At 68.8% G+C, this 18,094-nt stretch carries 12 protein-coding genes; 4 read left to right on the top strand and 8 right to left on the bottom strand.

Going from position 1 to position 18,094, the window contains the following annotated elements; all coding sequences use genetic code 11:
- Nucleotides 1-110 precede the first annotated feature (110 nt).
- The 7 genes from BN1701_RS08545 to BN1701_RS08575 form a co-directional block, all read right to left on the bottom strand.
- Nucleotides 111-2,438 carry a hypothetical protein gene (locus BN1701_RS08545; protein WP_054047131.1) on the bottom strand — a complete coding sequence of 776 codons (2,328 nt, stop codon included), beginning with the start codon at nucleotides 2,436-2,438 and terminating at the stop codon, nucleotides 111-113.
- Nucleotides 2,438-3,037: a hypothetical protein gene (locus BN1701_RS08550; RefSeq protein WP_054047133.1), complete on the bottom strand. Its 600-nt coding sequence runs from the start codon at nucleotides 3,035-3,037 to the stop codon at nucleotides 2,438-2,440. Before BN1701_RS08550 ends, BN1701_RS08545 begins: the two co-directional genes overlap by 1 nt.
- Nucleotides 3,034-3,720, bottom strand: coding sequence for a hypothetical protein (locus tag BN1701_RS08555; RefSeq protein WP_054047134.1), 687 nt, complete (start codon nucleotides 3,718-3,720; stop codon nucleotides 3,034-3,036). Before BN1701_RS08555 ends, BN1701_RS08550 begins: the two co-directional genes overlap by 4 nt.
- 9 nt (nucleotides 3,721-3,729) lie before the next feature.
- The gene (locus BN1701_RS08560; protein WP_231949541.1) at nucleotides 3,730-4,704 is read right to left on the bottom strand and encodes a CHAT domain-containing protein; all 975 of its coding nucleotides are present in this window, start codon (nucleotides 4,702-4,704) and stop codon (nucleotides 3,730-3,732) included.
- 697 nt (nucleotides 4,705-5,401) lie between these two features.
- On the bottom strand, nucleotides 5,402-8,740 hold the full coding sequence (locus BN1701_RS08565) for a CHAT domain-containing protein (RefSeq protein WP_157367829.1): 3,339 nt from the start codon (nucleotides 8,738-8,740) through the stop codon (nucleotides 5,402-5,404).
- Between the two features lies 1 nt (nucleotide 8,741).
- Nucleotides 8,742-11,045, bottom strand: coding sequence for a caspase family protein (locus BN1701_RS08570; RefSeq protein ID WP_054047138.1), 2,304 nt, complete (start codon nucleotides 11,043-11,045; stop codon nucleotides 8,742-8,744).
- A complete protein-coding gene (locus BN1701_RS08575; RefSeq protein WP_054047140.1) occupies nucleotides 11,042-11,938 on the bottom strand; it encodes a hypothetical protein in 897 nt (298 codons plus the stop codon). Before BN1701_RS08575 ends, BN1701_RS08570 begins: the two co-directional genes overlap by 4 nt.
- Nucleotides 11,939-12,370: 432 nt before the next feature.
- On the opposite strand from BN1701_RS08575, the gene BN1701_RS08580 reads away from it, so the two are divergent.
- The 4 genes from BN1701_RS08580 to BN1701_RS08595 all read left to right on the top strand — a co-directional run bounded on the left by BN1701_RS08580 (nucleotide 12,371) and on the right by BN1701_RS08595 (nucleotide 15,931).
- Nucleotides 12,371-13,465, top strand: a complete 1,095-nt coding sequence (locus BN1701_RS08580) for an IS630 family transposase (protein ID WP_054047142.1) — start codon at nucleotides 12,371-12,373, stop codon at nucleotides 13,463-13,465.
- Between the two features lie 143 nt (nucleotides 13,466-13,608).
- Entirely contained in the window at nucleotides 13,609-15,066 is a 1,458-nt protein-coding gene (locus BN1701_RS08585; RefSeq protein WP_172803211.1) for an NF041680 family putative transposase, read from the top strand.
- A gap of 17 nt (nucleotides 15,067-15,083) precedes the next feature.
- The gene (locus tag BN1701_RS08590) at nucleotides 15,084-15,401 is read left to right on the top strand and encodes a hypothetical protein (protein ID WP_157367830.1); all 318 of its coding nucleotides are present in this window, start codon (nucleotides 15,084-15,086) and stop codon (nucleotides 15,399-15,401) included.
- 314 nt (nucleotides 15,402-15,715) lie between these two features.
- Nucleotides 15,716-15,931: a hypothetical protein gene (locus tag BN1701_RS08595; RefSeq protein ID WP_157367831.1), complete on the top strand. Its 216-nt coding sequence runs from the start codon at nucleotides 15,716-15,718 to the stop codon at nucleotides 15,929-15,931.
- 277 nt (nucleotides 15,932-16,208) lie between these two features.
- On the opposite strand, the gene BN1701_RS08600 is transcribed toward BN1701_RS08595, so the two are convergent.
- Complete coding sequence (locus BN1701_RS08600; protein ID WP_054047150.1) at nucleotides 16,209-17,939, bottom strand: hypothetical protein; 1,731 nt, start codon at nucleotides 17,937-17,939, stop codon at nucleotides 16,209-16,211.
- Between the last annotated feature and the right edge of the window lie 155 nt (nucleotides 17,940-18,094).

Below are 18,094 nucleotides of genomic sequence, written 5' to 3' on the forward strand. Positions count from 1 at the left end.
GGAAGCAGTGTGTTGGTCTCTCCCAGAGTAGGCGCAGTTTGGGTCGCCGGGTCTGGTCTCGGATCGGTTGACCCTGTGAATCGCCTTGATGGCAACGACTTTCGCGCTGGCTACGGGATATTCCACCCGGCCAGCAGTCCGCGGATGGCCGCGAAGTCCAATGGCGTGCCCTCGTCGGTCAACCGGTCGAACAGTTCCCGCTCTCGTCGTTCTCGCTCGAATGCCTCGGCGTCTTTGGTGTTCGCCACGATGTCCGCCAGCATCCTGTGTTGCGGCGAGGTCGGGTAGTCCTCGGCCGGTCCCTCCGGTCCGGTGCCCGCCGCGAACTCGGCCAGCCAGCGGTCCTGCTCCGCGCGCAGTGCCGCCGCGCGCGCCTCGAAGCGGAAGTCGATGGGCCGGTGGTGTGGCTGGGCCAGCATGTCCAGCAGCGCCCGGGACTTGACTTGCTGGACGACAGCTAATGCCTCGCCCACCCGCCCGAGGAGCAGACATACCTCGATCAACCGCTCGTAGCGGGCGAGGCCCGTCGACATGAAGGCCATCCGGGCTTCGATGTCGTCGAAGGTGGTCCGGGTCGCGTCAGCCATTTGCACACAGGTGACCAGATGGGGATAGGCCAGACCGTATTCCTGCCGCGAGTGGTGGATCGTGGCGATCCGCCAGTGGCACAGCTGGTCCAGCATGGGCCCCAAGTGTCCGTTCAGAGCACGTTCGAAAGCTGCCAGTGCGCCGTCTTGGTCGCCCAGCTTCTCTAGACACACACCGGTCGTCATGTCGACCCTGGCTCGCGTGTTCGAACCAGCGAGGATCGTCAGGGACGGCGTTGCCAAGCGAGCGAGGGCGTCGTCGGGGGAGTGGGCCGCGAGACTCATCGCCATCGTGAGTTCGCGGGTCTCGACGGCCAGTGCCAGCGTTTCCGGGTCGTCGAGCACGTCGTCGTCCAAGGCGATCGGTGATGGATCCGTGCCGCGCAGTTCCGCGGATCTGCCCGCCCAGGCGTCGGCTTCGGTGTTGTCGCCAGCGGCGCGGGCGGCGATCGAGGCGTGCCACAGGATCTCTGACCGCGATAGCGGGACGACAGAGTGGTTGAACAACTTGCTCACCGAGATCTCGATAGCGCGCGTTGGCTGGGTGAGCAGCGGGACGAGCAGCTGGAACCTCTGGTGGGCAGTGGCGATGTTCCCAGCACTTAGCTGTAGCTGTGCGACGCGATGCAGGGAGATGATCCGGTACATCGGGTCGCTGCTGTTGAGCGTGACCGCGTCGGTGAGTGCGTGTTCCGCGTGCCTGATCGCGGCGCCGAGGTCGATGATCTGGGTGGACAGCAACTCCGCCAGCTCCGTCTGCGTCGCCCACCAGACGTGCGCTCCGCCCGGGCCGGCCATCGCCGCCTCGAACTGGGCGCGGGCGTCGTTGTACCGGCCGTCCTCGGCCATGAGGGTGGCCGCCTCGAACACGAGGTCGTGAACGATGTTCTTCGGGTCATGGGAAAGCAGCTCGACGGCGCGGGCGTAGGCGGCCAGGGCATCGTCCACGCGTTCCTCGTACCGATAGGCGGTTGCGAGGACGTGGTGGACTGTCGCAAGGTCCGTCGGAGCGGTTTCGGCGGGCGCGCACGCCAGGCAGGCCAGCCCTTCCCGGATCGAGCGATCGTTGTCGATGACGACGGCGTGCCATTGGACGCGGGCGCGGATCAGGAACTCGTCCCTGGCCCGGCCTAATCGGCGGTACAGGTCCGCGGACCTCTCCCAGGCATCGACCGCCTTGTCGTAATCCGCGTCGAGGAAGCTGTAGGCCCGACCGAGCGCGTCCAACACTTCGGCGCGCAGCGCGGGGTCGTCCGCCGCGGCCAGGACAGTGTTCAGCTCGGGGATGACGATCGCCGCCGACTCGCGGGCCGCAGACTTCGACAGGTCCCAGTAGAGGTCGGTGAACAGCCGGGATACCCGGGTACGCAAGTCCGCGTCATCATCGGTCGCGTGGAAGCACTGGGCCATCCGACCGACCATCGCCACGCCGTCGCCCTGTCTGGTGTGCACCCGGGCCAGCAGGCACAGAGAGGCGACAAGATCGGAGGCCGTGCCGTGTTCCCGCAGGATCTCCACAGCACCGAGTGCGTCTTCCTCGGCTCGCGCCAGCAGCCGCCCGCGCTTCCACGTGTCGTCCATGCCGAGGACTGTCGCGGCCCGATGCATCAGCGCGTCCGCCCGGCCGACCGCGGTGCCGCCCAACAGGCTGGCGCGCACCGCGACATCGGCCCACGTCATCGCGTCATGCGGGGATTCGGCGCGCTCGCTGGCCGTGAGTAGCGCTTCGATGACCTTGTCGTCGATCATCGGGGCTAGACGGTCCACTGTGGCGGCAGGGTCTGGGTTCTTCGCCAGCGTCCTGACGATGCCCTCTGTCCTGCGGTCGAGCCACCACTCACGGATAGCCATCAGCGCCCTGCCGCCCGGATCGCCTTCTCCAGCGCGGTCTCCGCCCCCACCGGGTTGACCTTCTTGGCGTGGCGGGCCAACTGCGCCAGGAGGAGCCGGTGCTGGGCCGAGGTCAGCGAGTCGGCGCGGGCCAACCGGGTGGCGACCGGTTCAGCGATGTAGGCCCAGCGCGGCAATCGGCCCGTCAACGCCACGTCCGCGCGGGCGTCGAACTGGTCGGCGGTGATCTCCCCGGACGCGCGGGCGGTGGCGAGCCGGACCAGTTCCACGCGGACGGCGTCCACCTTCCGATCGGCCTGCTCGCTGAAGTTCTCCTTGGTGGCCCAGAACGCGAACAGCAGCACGATGAACACCGCGCCCGCTACCCAGTCGAACCGGATGAACAGCAGCGCCGCGACGCCCACGGCTATCGCCAGCCTGGCGATCACGACGGCGAGCGCCCGGCCCGCGGAGTCGCCGCTGAGCGACTCGCCCAGCCCGTCGAGGGCTGCGAGGATGAGAGTGCCCGCCAACGACCACAGGCACGCGGTGAACCCGACGAGCGGGATCGCGGCGACATGACCGGCGAGCACGATCAGGTACGGGCGCAGGGCGCTCACCGTCCCACCGCCGGGATCGGCTCGGCGAGCCGGTAGGTCTGCTCGATCTCGCTGGTCCTACGCAGGAGAGTCAACAGTCCGCCCGAAAGGCCGAGCGCGACCTGGGCGCGCAGGTTGAACCGCGCGAGCACCGGGACACCAGGCGGTGTGGTCACCAGCAGCCGCAGCTCCCGGTCCGGCCGCAGGTCCGCGTCCTGGGTGGCCCGGAAGTCCCACATGGCGCGGCTGAACCCCCTGCCCGACGTGAGGACGATCGGCTCATGCACGGTCTGCCGGAGAGTCTGTTCCCGCTGCACTTCGCCGCTCAGCAGGGTGGGCACGATGTCGAAGGTGAACCCGCCGCCGACTTTCGTCGTCGTCTCGACCGGGCTGGCCCCGCGCACCTCCCGCGGCGACATGTCGTGCACTGTCGCGCCGGGCGTCGTGGTGAGGTCGACCACCAGCTTCGCCGACCGGAAGTGGCACCCGGCGTGCGGATGCAGGACGCACAGCAAGGAGATGTCGTAGCCGACCAACGCCCCGTCAGGTGACGGTCCCAGGGCGACGACCGGCCCCAGGGCCAAGGCAATCCGATTCCCGCGACCCATCACCGCCAGGTCGCGGTCGCCCACGACCTCCAACCCGCGGTCGCGGTCGCGCTCGTCGATCTCCAGCGCCGCTTCGAACAGGGGATGCCAGTCCAACGTCGTCTCCTAACGCCAATCGCCGATCAGCACAAACGGTGCCCAGTGGTAGAGAGAGGACCACCCGGGCGATGACCGAGTGTCGAGCGCGGCCCGCTGGAGCGCGTGCGCCGTGGAGGCCGCGCCATCGCGCAGGTGCTGATAGAACCGCCCCATCAGGTATGCCGTCGAGGAGTCCGCGACGGTCCACAGGCTGACCAGCATCGCCGAGGTCCGGGCGTAGAGGAAAGCGCGGGTCAGCCCGATCAGCTCGTCACCCAGACGGTTGCGGCTGACCCCGGTCTCGCAGCCGCTCAACGTCACCAGCGAGGCCCGCACGGGCGGCAGCCCGAACACGTCGGCAGCGGTCAGCAGATCCCCATCGGCCAAGAGAACACCCGAACCCATTGCGTCGGCCACATCGAACATCCCGTGCCCGGCGATGTGGACGATGTCCGCGGTGGCAAAGCCCTGCAGGACCGCCGCCCTTGTGACGTTGGGCCCCAGCACAGGATCGGTCTCCAGCAACGCCCCGAGGCCCTTGGCTTCGGCGTTGGCGTGCGCCAAGTCGCCCCGTGAGTCGCCGAAGACCGCCGCTCGCTCCCGGCCGCCGACCCGTGACGGAATCTTGCTGAGGATGGACGTACTCGGGCTGTAGACGACCGGGTTGCGTTCGATGAGCGGCGTGCCGTCTACCGGCAGCGCGTGCAGCGGCAGGTAGTGCAGCAGGTTGTGGGGGACCAGGTAGACGACGTCACCCGGCTCGGCCCAAGCCGCGATCGGCGCGACCAGCGCGGCATGGCCTAGCCAGACATCCTCCATGCCAAGGTCGACCATGTCCCGCACCTGGTCGCCCGAACCGAAGTGCGACTCCACGAACGACGCCAGCTCCGCGCGATCCACCGGCACGACGGCCACGCGCGGCCGCTCCCAGTCCGCTCGCACCCCGAAGACGACCAACTCCCGGCCGAGGAACGCGTATTCGACGAGGACCGTGCGCGTCACCATCACCCACCTTTCGCGACCTGGCTTCCTGACATGTCGCTCCGCGCGATCTTCGCGTTAGCCGCATCCGCGATGCACATAATGGACGACAGGTCCGACCACGCCCCGCCGCTGCGACGTGTTCCTGGATTGGCCGCACCCCGCTGACGAAGCACCCACGAGGCTCAGCCATCGCTGAGGCGGCAACGGCAGCGACGACAGGCGACGGACACTGAGAAGAGCCGCGCCCACGGCAGACCGGGCAGAACCCGTCCTCGGCGCCTGGCCTCGCCCACGGCGACGAGGGCGAGGCCGAGCACGACCGCGCCGGTGGCGATCGGCCACGGCCAGGGCACCGTCGTGGCCAGTGCGACGACGGCCGGCCCGGCGGCGGCGATGCGGGGCGCGGCGGATCACCGCCTTCCCCGAGATCGTCGCCGCCGATCTTGCGGGCGTATGCGCGGATGAAGTTGTCCATTCGTGGCGGGTGGCCGTCCGCCAGCCCAACTGCTCGACCACTTTGACGTAAGAGTGGGGCGGGTCGATGGCGAGGTGAGGATCGCCGTCGTCGGTCACGTGCATCCGGGTCGACGAGGTTGGAGAAGGCGTAGTCGTCCTTTGTGGATCCCGCCGTTGGTCGTCAGTCAGGAAGTCGAGCATGTGGTCGAACGAGCGGTTCTCGAGCATCAGGAGGACGAAATGTTCGATCGGGGTGCCATCACCCCGCCCCGTACACCACGAACGCCGACCAGTGCGCGCTCCTGGTGAGCTCTGGTCCCAGCCGCCCGGCCCAGGCGTCGACCTGGGCCTGTGCCAGCGCGACCGCCGGTGGAGCACCGTCCAGGAGGTGCCGGTAGATCGCTTGTTGAAGGGCCACGACGACCTTGTCCTCGATCGGCCAGAGCGAGGCGATCACCGACCGGGCGCCGACCACCAGCATGGCCGGGACCAGGCCGCCCAGGACCGGCCCGAGGGTGGCCTCGACCTCGCCCGTCCTGCACCCGGCGAGGTCGACGACAGCGCCCTCGGCGAGGCGCAGGTCGTGCAGGACGCGACCGTCGGTGAGCCAGCCGTCGTCGCCGCTGGCCGGATCCGCGGCGAGCAGCAGGGCGTGGTCGCCTTCGTGGGTGCGCACCGCGTGGCACGAGACGTGGAGCACGTCGGCGTTGACGGCGCCGTCAACGAGCGCGGCAACGGTGGCGCATTCGGCGGCGGCGACGATGGCGTCGCAGCCTTTGGCGCGGAGCGACTGCGCGATGGCGTCGACCTCGTCCCGAGCACCAGGTAGGTCGGGCTGGTCGCTCCGGGTCGGGCCGCCGAGCAGCACCGCCCGCGCGACCGTTCGCGAGGAGTGGGCCGACGCTGCCTCGTAGAGGCTGAATCCGTGCACCGAGACCGTGGACGCCAGTGAGCACAGCGGGCGACCATCGAGCAGCAACCCGCCGACCGGTAGGCCGGCGACGGACTCGGGCAGTGAGACAATCAGTGTGCTCGAGGCATCGAGGTCATCGAGCAGCGCTCGGTGCGGCGCGAGGAGCGCCTCGCCCACGTGGGCCGCGATCTCGTCGTCCCATGCCGACCCGACCGGCATCGATCCCGACAGCCACGGACCCATCGAGACTGCGTCCGCCGAGATGGCGACCGACCCGAACATCGAACCCTGGTCGGGCATGGGGACGTCGAGGAGCGAGAGCCACACCGACCGGGGTCCGGCTCGGGACAGGAGGACGCGGAGGTCGGCGATGGAGCCGAGGGCCAGGGAGGTGACGTCGACCCAGCTGGCGAAGGCTGCGCTCCGGAGCGACCGTGACCTCGTGGCCTCGTCGTCGGCCGTCGCGCCGTGGGGGAGGCGACCCGAGAGGGCGTTCGCCGTCCGGCTCGCCCTGACCGACTCGATGGCCATCACCACCCGGCCGGGGTCGGCGCCCGAGGCCAGGAGGAGGTACGAGTGGTGGGCGAGCTCGATCGTTGCATGGGGGACCGCGTCATCGAGGAACCCGAGGCCGACCTGGTGGCGGATGACCTCCAGGGCCACTTCCTCGAACCGCTCGACCGCTCTCTCGGGGTCCCCAGAGGAGAGCTGCATCCGCACGAGCAGGAGCGTCGCCGACCGGACCGTGTTGTGGTCGCCGGTGCGGCGGGAGAGCTCGATGGCGTCGACGGCGTACCTCTGGGCTGCAGCGTCGTCGCCTGCCTGCAGGCTCAGGGTCATGAGCTGGTGGGTCTGGGTGGCCGCGAACTCGATGGCCCCAGTAGCGGTGGCGAGCGCGAGCGCCTGTTCGAGGCGCTGGCGCGCCTGCTCGAACAGAGGGGCCGAGGCCAGCTCGCCGACGAGGTCGTCGACGGCGCTGTGGATGGCGTGGACCGTCGGCCGCACCTCGTCGATGTCGATGTCCAGAGTGCGGAGCTTGGCTGCGGCGTCCTTGTCGAGTGGGCGCTGAAGCAGCTCGAAGGCGGCTACCCAGCGGGCCGCGACGGTGATGGCGCTGGCGTGGTTCGCGACGGCGCCGCTCCAGGTGACGCGGGCTTGTTGGAGCAGGCCGTCGTCGGCCGCCGTCGCGGCCTCGATGTCGGCCACGAGGGCCTCCAGCCGTTCGACCAGTCCTTTGTAGGAGGCGAGCGCGCCGGACAGGTCGCTCGTCATGGTGAGGAGCAGCTTGCGGTCCTCGAGGGTGAGGGCGGCGAGGCGCAGGTCGTGGGAGGTTCGAGGGACGTCCGCCAGGAGCTCCTCCAGCTCGTGGTGGAGGACGAGCGCGCCGGTGGTGTCGCGGCGGTCCTGGAGCAGGTCGAGGCGGGCTTCCAGCATCACGACGCGGATCCCGAGCGTCGGTTCGGGGATACGGGGGAGGTCGTCCTCGGCCCGGGCCAGGGCCTGGGCGGCTAGTGCCGGCTCGCGCACGAACAGGAAGCCGCTCGACACGCGGGCCGTCACCTCGACCACCAACTCGGGCGGTGCGTCCGACTGCCGGGCGATCGCTTCACTCACCATGGCCGCGGCCAGGTACCGGTACGGCGCGACGTGGGCCATCGAGCGTTCGGGCAGGAAGGGGCGCCAGTCGCCGCCGAAACGTGTCACGGTGTCGCGGGCGTGGGCCTCCGCCTCGTAGAAGGGGAGGCTTCCCGCCGCCAGCCGCGACCCGAGCAAAGAGATGAAGCCGTCGGGGCCGCTCACTGACGCGGGTCCCGCCTCGACTACCCAGGCCTGATACATGCGAGCCAGCTCGTCGGCCGAGTACGCCACGCCGATCCGGCCGAGCGCGGGGCGGTCGCCTCCGTCGTCGATGGCGGGGAAGGGCGCTTGTTGGAGCGCCGTCGTCAGCTGCGATTCGAACAGCCGGTCGGTGTGGTCGCGTCTCGGCGTGCCGGGCGGGGGCAGGAGGATGTGGATGTCGACCGTCGCCCGGACGACGGTAGAGCAGATCGAGAGGATGTCGACCTCGGGCAGTCCTTCCACGAGCCACACGTACTGGGGCCAGAAGAGCAGCACCGCGCAACGTGGGCAGCCCGGCGTCGGGAGGCCGAGGGCGACGGCGGGCTCCAGGCTGGGGTCGACCACCAGGTCGACCCACCACATGTGGACGCGGACGTACCGGTGTGCGCAGGCAGCGCACTCGACGACGACCCCGGCCCAGCGTGCGCCGGGCGACGAGATCGGAAGCGCATCAGGCCCGTAGGGGACAAGCGGGAGCTCGCCGCCGTCGAGGGCGGCGAGGCGGTCGGCGATCACTTGCGGCGGGTCGATCGGGAGGGCCGCACCGTCGTCGCGGGCAAGGTCTCCTGCCACCTCCCGGGCCGCCGCCACGAGCAGGCGGTGCTGGAGGAGGCGGACGGCCCCGAACAGCACGTCGACCTTGCTGCGGTACCGCTCGGCGTTGGCCGGGTCGGCTCGCAAGACCTCCTCGAGCTGCTGGCGGATGACCAGATGGGCGTAGGGATGCGACAGCGAAGGCTCTCGCTCGACGGCGTCGAGGAGCTCCTCGCAGGTGCTGGCAACGAGGAACAGCCGCATCGCGCGGGCGAGTTCTTCCTTGGGGATACCGCCTGGGTGCCGGGGCACGTCAACTCAACCGATCGCGCAGCTGTTCGAAGAGCCTCTCGATCCGTCTGGCGCCGACCGCGAAGGTCGTGACCGCCTGGGCAGGCACCCGCAGTTGGCTCAGCTGCTCGACGAGGCGGCGCACGCCCGGGTCGGGCTCGGCGGCCAGGGCGGAAGCGAAGGCGTCGAAGCCGATCGAGAAGACTGGGGGGCCGATGCGCAACAGGTCGCGGGCAGCCTCGTCGACGGTCCCTTCGGTGTCTGCGGTGCGCGCGGCGAACCAGGCCCGGAGCAACCGGGCGTCGGGCAGGCCCGTCTCGACCACGCCCTTGATCGCGGTCCCCGCCACCGACGGTTTCCGGTCGAGGTGGAGGCGCAGGTAGCCGACAAGGACGGCGAGGAGCGGGTCCCCGGAGGTGTCGGCGCGATCGACCAGCGACCAGGCGTGGTGCAGCTGGCCGGCCGCGACGAACCGCTGGGCCTCCACAAAGCGCTGCGCGTCGACGGTGCGCTGCCCGGACGCGCCGGCGAGGAGGGCGCCGCTGAGCTGGACGATCGTCACCTCGCTGTCCGGCCCGATGTCGACGATCACCGACGACGGCCCGTCGTCGACGTGGACGGGCACTGTCAGGGGTGTGGGACCGGCGCCGTCGAGCGTCACCAACTGCATTCCCGGTTCCGCGCCGAAGGACGCCGCTCGGAACGGCGGGCTCCCGAGCCGCGGGCGATCAACGAAGATGGGGTCGGTGTGCGGACCGATGCGCACCGTGACCTGTGGCGAAAGCGCTCGGGGGTCGACGACGACGACGTGGAGCGGGAGGGCGGGGTCGAGTCCCTCGAGGGTCGGGCTGGCTCGGTCGTCGCCCAGCCGGTCGCCGATGGCGACTGCGGCGGCGACCGCGCCCGAGGTCCAGCGCCGTGGAAATTCCTGCTGCGTGTCAAGCTCGACGGAGACGCGCTCACCCGGCTCGACCTCCACCAGGCGGGAGCCGAGCACGTCGCCGGGCACGACCCCGGCCACCTTGAACCACCCAGTGCCTCGGAGCTCGACGGCGCCAGGCGACGAAGCCCGTACCGTTCCGAACTCGTCGCGGACCTCGACGATCGTCGTGGCGTCCTCGGCGACGGCGACCAACCGACCGGGCGAACCGTGTCCCCACGTGGCGTCCTCGATCCCGCGCGTCACCCCCAGAGTCGGGGGCGCTGCGCCGATCTGGCCGGGGTCTCCGGGGTCGAAGACGACTTCGAGGGCGGTCGGGCCGTAGAGCTCGACGTACCACGAGCGTCGGCGGGGACGGAAGCCGGCGGCCTGAGCGCGGACGGTGTAAGAGCGGGGTGGCAGGACGACGTCGTGGGGTGTGTGCGCCGGCGGCCCGTGGACGAGGTCGTGGTCAGCGTCGTCGAGCAAGACGGTCACGGTGGCCGCCGGGGCCGCTTCGACGGGAACGATCGAGACCGTGAGCTGCTCGTCGTCGAAGCCGACGCCACCGAGGTCGGCGAGCACTGGGTTCCTGCTCCCGTGCTCGCCCGCCTGGAACGGTCGCTGGTGGACGGCACCGTCGAGGTTCACTCCAACCACGAGGCGGCGGTCGAGTACGGCGCGCTCGACGAACTCGAACATCGAGTCCCAGGTAACCGCGTATCGCTCGCGCTGGCGATCCCAGACCTTGGCGGCCCCGGCGCCGGCCAGAGCAGACAGGAGCGCGTCGGTGAAGGCTCCGCTCTCGTCGCCGGGATCGCCGCTCTCCTTCGCCTTCGAGCTCTGCGCGGTGCCGTAGCAGACGTACTGGTCCTGCCGGGCCTTGCGCGCCCATGCACTCGGTCGAGCGATGCCGCCGACGGCGAAGTCGTCGTCGTACGGGACGTTCCGGCAGGCGTCGTAGAAGAAGAACTGCTCGGCGAAGCCTGTCGTGGCGAAGAAGTCGCAGGACGAGCGGATCGCTACCGCGCTGTCGGTGAGGCGAGGCGTGAAGTCCGCGGGCACGATGGCTGGTTCGGGCTGCCTACTGTTCGCCGTCAGCCCATGCCCGGCGAAGTAGCAGTACAAGCGATCGCCGCCCCCGCCGCTGCGCTCAACGATGTCGTGGTGCGCTTCCTGGATCGCGCTGTTCGTCACCGGCCCGTGGACGAGCTCGGAGAGGACTTGCTCGTCGCCGGGATGGGGCGAGAGCAGCAGGATGACGTTCGACGGCGGGACGCCTCCGCCGCTCGGGTCGACGAGCCACCGGCGCATCGCCAGGGCGTCGCGGACGGCCCCGTGCAGCGCCGCCTCCTCGCTCCAGTAGTGGTCGCACCCCATGACGAGGGCCCAGCTCGACGAGCTCACGGGTCGACCGTCCACACGGGCACGGGCACCGACGCGACGGCGAAGCTGCGGTAGCGGCGACCCACCTTCAGTTCGTAGTCGAGCTTGATCGTCGACTCGTAGCTGCCCTTGTAGCCAAGCTCGGCTTCGAGGCCGATCGACTTCAGGTCCAGGCCGATCGACGCCTCCCAGGCGGTACCGGCGGCTGCGTCGTGGCTCGTGCTGAACGATCCCGTCGACGACGTGGTGAGGTCGACCGTCCGGAGCTCGGCGACGCCGGGCGGGACCGGCGGGGCCGTGAACGACCGCGAGGCAACGCCATGTACGCCCGGCGGACCCGCATCGCCAGTGCGGAGGTAACGGGTGCCCTTCCCGGGCCCGGAGCGCACCTCCATCTCCTCGATCACGACGGGCACCGAGACGGCGAACACCTCGGCCACACCGGCGGCCTTGCGTTCGTAGGAGTCGGTGAGCTTCAGGGTCGTCGTGCCACCGCCGCCGATGCCGGCGAGCTTGAGCGTCGCGTTGGCATCCCGCTCCCGGGCGTGAGAGACGGTGAGCGAGACGGTGCAGCCGGGCGCCGGAGCGGGGAGCAGGTAGTACGCGGCGACGTCGACGAGCACGACCTCCTCGCGCACCTTCACGTGCCAGCGAGGCTCGAACAGCTCGTATAGGTACTGCCAGAAGTCATCGACGAGGCCGCGGTCGTCACCGTGGGCCGCCACGAGCGCGGCCAACTCGCGGGCGAGCGCCGTACCGGCGACGGACGAGGAGTCGATGAAGTCGTCGAACAGGGCCCGCGCAGTTTCGTCGTCGACGGCCTCGCCGGACGCCCGGAGCGCGACGAGTCCCGGCTCGGTACTGACCAGTATCGAGTCTGTGCCCATCAGCTCGACCTCCCGCCATGGCTGCATCCCCGCAGGCTCACGCGTGGCCGGAGTGTCACACGTGTACGTCCACCGCGACCTCGATGGCCTTGTCTGGCGCGATGATTACGTCGCGACGCGGACCCGTGACGGTGGACGCCGCTGTGGTGGTGTCGCGATGGAGCACGACCACTGTCGCTGCCGCGCCGAGGGACGGCGAGTGTCACCGTAGCGATGATCGCTCGTCGGACCTGACGAGGGACAGCCAAGATGCCCACCCACTAAACTCGGCCCCGACACCACACAAGTCGGGTGCCGGACAGCCGCTGTTACCCGACGAACAAGGATTCACCCGACCAGGCGAATCCCGCAGACGATTAGTCTCCACACGATCTCGCCAGCATTACGGGAGATCGGCTAGTGTCGCGTGATCCTGTTTACTTTACGTCGGGTTGGCCGGTGTTGGTGTTGGCTGGGCGGGTGGAGTTGACAGTCGATCAGCGGTCCGAGTTGCGGGCCATGGTGAACAGCCCGGAGGTGTCGGCCACGGTGGCGACGCGGGCGCGGATCGTGTTGTGGCGTGCGCAGGGGCGGTCGAAGAAGGAGATCTCGGAGTTGGCGGGGGTCTCGCGGCCGACGGTGGATCTGTGGTTGGACCGCTTCGCCGTCGATGGGGTCGTGGGCCTGCTCGACCGGCCGCGTGGCGCGGGTCGGGAGCAGGTTCCTGCGGCGATCCGGGCGCGGATTCTGGCGGCGAGTCGGGTCAGCCCGCCCGCGGAGACTGGGTTGTCGCATTGGTCGAGCCGGGAGATGGCGGCGTTCATCGCCCGCACCGAAGCGGTCGCGGTGTCGCACCACTATGTGTCGAAGCTGTGGCGGGACAACGGGTTGGCGCCGCACCGGCAGGGCACGTTCAAGCTCAGCCGCGACCCGGAGTTCGCGGGGAAGGTCGCCGACATCGTCGGGCTCTATCTCGACCCGCCCGGCGGGGCGGTGGTGCTCAGCCTCGATGAGAAGACCCAGATCCAGGCGCTGGACCGAACGCAGCCGATGTTGCCGATCTCTTTCGCCGCCACCGAGAAACGCACCCACGACTACGTGCGGCACGGGGTGACGAACCTGTTCGCCGCGCTCAACGTGGGCACCGGCGAGGTGTTCGGCGAGTGCAAACCCACCCGCGACGGCGCGGACTTCCTCGCGTTCCTCAAGAAGGCCGTCCAGCCGCACGCCGGCAAGGACATCCACGTCGTGCTGGACAACCTCTCCACCCACACCACACCCGACGTCGTGGCCTGGCTGGCCGACAACCCGCGGGTGCGTTTCCATTTCACCCCAATCGGATCATCGTGGATCAACCAGATCGAAACCTGGTTCGGCGTCATCACCCGCCAATCCATCCGGCGCGGCACGTTCACCTCGGTCAAGGTCCTCATCGCCCAGATCCGTGACTACATCGCCCACTGGAACACCAACCCGAAACCGTTCGTCTGGACCGCCACCGCCGAGGAGATCCTCGCCAAGGTCCGACTCGTCCAGACCAACATCAAGAAACTCGTCGACAACAACGCTAAGTAAAGACAGCAGGATCACGGGACACTAGCTTGAGTTTTAACCTTCGGGTGCTGGTCGGCGACCCCTGTTGATCATGGGTGTAGCCCTTGGTTGATCATTCCTCTTGCGACAGAAGGAAGATCAAGACAAGGGCTACGGTGATCAGTGTGCATCACGCCGATGGCGGGGTGGGCGTCGGGGAGCTGTGCGGGTTCCGGCGGGAGTTCCATGGGTGTCTGACCCGGCGGGCGGACGCGTTGTTCGAGCTGGCCGACGCGGTGTTGTGTGCCGATGGGCCGGTGCGTTCGGTCGCGGAGTTGTCGCTGGTCGCGGAGCATCGCCGAGGTCATGGCAGCGGTTACGCGGCGCTGGCGCAGGGCCGGGTGGACCTCGACCGGCTGCGTTGCGCGGTGGCATCCGTATCGGTGCCTCGGGCCGCGGGCGGGCGGTTGGTGCTGGCGGTGGATGTCACCTGTTGGCTGCGTCCGGAGGCCCACACCTCGCCTCAGCGGGTGCTGTGTCACACCTACGGGCGCGGCAAGGACACCCACATCATGGTGCCGGGCTGGCCCTACTCGGTGATCGTCGCCCTGGAGGCCGGGCGTGGCTCGTGGACCGCGCCGTTGGACGCGGTCCGGCTGGCGCCCGGTGATGACGCCGCGACCGTCACCGCCGGGCAGGTGCGTGGCGTGGTGGACCGGCTGATCGCGGCGGGGCAGTGGCGGCCGGGGGATCCGGAGATCCTGCTGGTGGCCGATGCGGGCTACGACGGTCCCCGTCTGGCCCACGTGCTGGCCGACCTGCCGGTGGCGGTGCTGGTGCGGATGCGTTCGGACCGGGTCCTGCGCCGTCCCGCGCCACCGCAGTTGCCTGGCACCCTGGGCCGGCCCCGCCGCCATGGCGGCGAGTTCGCCTTCGGTGACCCTGACAGTTGGGGCGAGCCCGAGGTCACGACACGGACCGAGACCCGCCTCTACGGTTCCGCGCACGTCCGGGCCTGGGATCGGCTGCATCCCCGGCTGACCCACCGCATCGCCTGGGCAGACCACACCGGGAACCTTCCGATCCTGGAGGGAACCGTGGTCCGCCTCGAAGTCGCCCGCCTGCCCTCCGGGGCGATCCCCAAACCCGTGTGGCTCTGGCACTCCCGCACCGGACTCACCACCGATGAGGTCGACCGACTCTGGCAGGCGTTCCTGCGCCGGTTCGACATCGAGCACACCTTCCGCATGCTCAAACAGACCCTCGGCTGGACCACCCCGAAACTCCGGTCCCCGCAGGCGGCCGACCGATGGACCTGGCTACTACTGGCCGCCTACACCCAACTACGCCTCGCACGCGGTCTCGCGGCCGACCTGCGCCGCCCATGGGAGAAACCCGTCGCGGCACAAACACTGTCACCAGCCAGAGTCCGGCGCGGGTTTCGGAACCTGCGCCCACATCTGGCCCGCCCTGCCGGTGTCCCGAAACCCTCACGACCCGGCCCCGGCCGCCCCGCCGGAGTCCCCAACCGCCAGCCCACAACACGCCACGACGTGCACACCGTCACCAGCGCAAACTCTCGAAACCCCAAGCGCGGCAAGAAAGCCAAGTCGAGCAACCCACGACCCCGCCGCACAGGTTAAAACTCAAGCTAGGTGCGGTGTCGGAAGAGCTCGATCGGCTGCGCCGATCGATGGGACCGTCCGCACAGGAGAAGGTGGCTCTCGCGGGTGGATTGGAAGCCGCGGCCCAGGTGGCCGCACAGCTCGGCCGGTGGGATGCGGCGACGACGTGGTCTGCGGAGGTTGGCGAGCTCTGCAGATTGCTCGCTGACGAGGACTGGACACAACACGCTGAGACGCTGGCACTGACGTTGGTCAACTACAGCGTGATGCTTGGCCTGTCCGTGCACGACCCGAAAGCGGCCCAACGGCGTCGAACCGAGATTACCCGCACGACCATCGACGAACTCCGGTGATCGGACCCGGCCACGGGCATGCGACTGCTCGCCGAGCGACACCGGGCGGGCTTGCGGATCGACGAACGGCTGACCGCCTGCGCGGAAGCGACCCAGATCTTCCGCAGGCGGCACGCCGAGGCGAGCTCGACTGAAATGCTTCGGCATCTCATCGGCGCGCTCGGCAACCAGGCTGGCGTCCTGCTCGACGACTTCCCGGCACGACGAGGCCGAAACGGCGGCGTGGGAAGCGGTGGAGCTCTGCCGGGTGGCGAGCTCCGACGTCAGCTTTCTTCCGGACCTGGCGCGCGCTCTACAACGCAGGCTTGACGATCATGAAACGCAAGAGCGAGTCCTGCAGCGTGGACGCACTCCCGGCGGTGCGGGAGGCAGGAGTCCTGTATGTACGGCTCATGCTTGCCGGTCAGGGTACGTACCTGAGCGAGCTGACCGAGGTCACGCGATGTCTCGGGGAACTCGGTGAGCACCGGGTGGCGGAGGAGCTCATCGCGGCAGTGCGAGTGATCATCTCTCGTTCGGTCTCCCCGTAGCGCAAACTGGAATTTCGTGCCCTGTGTGGCAGGCCAATAGCCATCAAAACTGGATTGATCGTCGTCGGCCACCTGTGCGACATGGCCAGGCGAACCCGGCGCGGATGAAGGGTCTCGAGTGCGCGTGCACGAGGTGCCCGCGGGTTACTGCGAGATCGAGGGTCTGACCTCCGCCCTCGCGGCCCAGGAACTGGCGGACTCCCTAGGAAACGGACACACCTTGATGTGCGGGCCTTGACGTTGTGGTCAAGGCCCGCACAGGCGATCACTGGAGCCCTCACCGTTCGATCGTGAGCAACCCGCTGGTGTCGAGAATCGTGTTGAGCTGCCGGTCGGCGAGGTGCACCGCGTGTGGCGCGCGCAGTGTGCCGTCGCCGTGTGGATGAAGTCCGAGAATTGTGATCTGGATGGGGGAGGCCACGTCGGGTGTGCTGTCGATGCGGTCCTGGAGGAAATCGTCGGCTGCGGCCACCAGGTCTTTCGCCCATCGTTCGGCGTCAGCAGCATCGACATCGATGCGTTCGGTCCCTCCGTCGTCGACGACGAGGACGCCATCATCGGACAGCAGTTGCAGTGTCAGCTCGAGCTCGGCTTTGCCGTCCGTCAGCTGAAGCTGTCGGGTGACCGGATCGTACGTGACGAGCAGACAGTGCCTGTCTCTACGCAGGAGCGCTTGTTCCAGGCCCCCTTCCCACGTTGATTCCTCCAGGTCGACCCAGCCTGCCCTGCGCAGGATCGAGGTCGCCACGTCGAGGACACGGTCGCCGTAGTCGGATCCCTCGCCATCGCCGTAGCTCTGCTGGTACGTGAGAACCCAGTGTTCCTCGTCGTTCTCGAGTGCCTGGTCCGCCACGAGACCGGCATTGGTGATGGGTGCGAAGAGGGCGGCCAGTTCGAGGTGCTCAACATCGGGACAGCCGCCTCGATGGCACCAGTTCTCACCTGGGCATGACCAGACAACACGATGGACGGTGCTGACCGTGTCGGCGCGGTCCATCGACCGGGTCGACACCAGCAGGTAACTATGAAGGGGATCGGGAGTGCCCACTGCGCCGTCGATGCTATGGAGGGCTCCTCCGTAGACATACATGATGACGCCGCTTCGCTGCTCGTCCGCCCACCCGGCGACAGCGGCACGTGCGATCGTCAGGGCCTTGGTATCGTCGCCGGGAATCCAGCTCTCGAGCAGCCACTGCGGGCTATAACGCCAGTCACCGGCGGAGGTCAAAGCGTCGATCACGGCTTCGTAGGCCTCAGTGGTGTGGTCGGCGACCGGCAGCCCGCCCAGCGTCGCGCTGGTGGCCAGCAGTTCGCTGGCCACGCCCGGATCGGTCGAGGCCAGGGCAGGGTTCGACGGCTCTGTCGGCCACCAACGTGCTTCCTCGGGTACAAGAGCTTCGTTGGCCGCCGAGTCAAGGGTGACGGTCCGCGGCGCCTGGTCCTCTCCGACGAACCCCAGTACCGAGTACAGGGCGGATTCCCATTCCCCGATGCCGCCCGACATCATCCCCAGTTCCGGCCGCTCATCTTCGGCGCCAGGAAGCAAGACAACTATCTCGCCGAGCTCAGGCAGCGCCGCGACCGCGACCGGACGATCTGGCACCTGGCTGTCGGCAGAGCCAGAGCTGGGCGGAGCCAGCCGCCTGCCTGCCGGACATGTCCGCGGTATCCATGCCGGACGCCGTTCCTGACGCTGGCGAATCCTGCCCAGTTCGCTCAGCAACTCGTCCTTGGTGGGGGAGGAGCGGAGGAAACCGGAGACAACTGGGCGCACCAGCTTCTCGAGGTTGACTTTGAGAAGCTGTTCCGGATGCTCAGGAATATCAATGAACACCTCTGGCGCAGCCAGTTGCGCCAACTGTGCCTGCACTGCGGCCGTGAACTTTGCTCTGAAGTCGCCCCTCGTTGCCTTGAAGGCCGTCTCGACTGATTCCAGGTCGACGTCCTCGCCTGCCAACATCGGCAGTATCGACAGCAGCAACTCGTTCTTGGTGAAGGCATCGAACATAGGCCGGACGATAGTGGCACTGACGTCGCGTGACTCGCCGCACCGCCGGGCTGCTGCCAGGTCAGCCGGATCTCACCAGGTGGTGGTTCACATCGGTTGGCAAGGTCCTCGCATGATTCGGTGTCTCCAGCTCACGTCCACGCCGCCGAGGAGAG

Origin of the sequence: Alloactinosynnema sp. L-07 (genome assembly GCF_900070365.1) — a bacterium.
Taxonomy (GTDB): Bacteria; Actinomycetota; Actinomycetes; order Mycobacteriales; family Pseudonocardiaceae; genus Actinokineospora.

Excerpts from the sequence above, each read along its gene's own strand:
- BN1701_RS08575 (WP_054047140.1), bottom strand. The coding sequence starts at position 11,938 with ATGCAGCCATGGCGGGAGGTCGAGCTGATGGGCACAGACTCGATACTG.
- BN1701_RS08600 (WP_054047150.1), bottom strand. The coding sequence starts at position 17,939 with ATGTTCGATGCCTTCACCAAGAACGAGTTGCTGCTGTCGATACTGCCG.
- BN1701_RS08545 (WP_054047131.1), bottom strand. The coding sequence starts at position 2,438 with ATGGCTATCCGTGAGTGGTGGCTCGACCGCAGGACAGAGGGCATCGTC.
- BN1701_RS08595 (WP_157367831.1), top strand. The coding sequence starts at position 15,716 with ATGAAACGCAAGAGCGAGTCCTGCAGCGTGGACGCACTCCCGGCGGTG.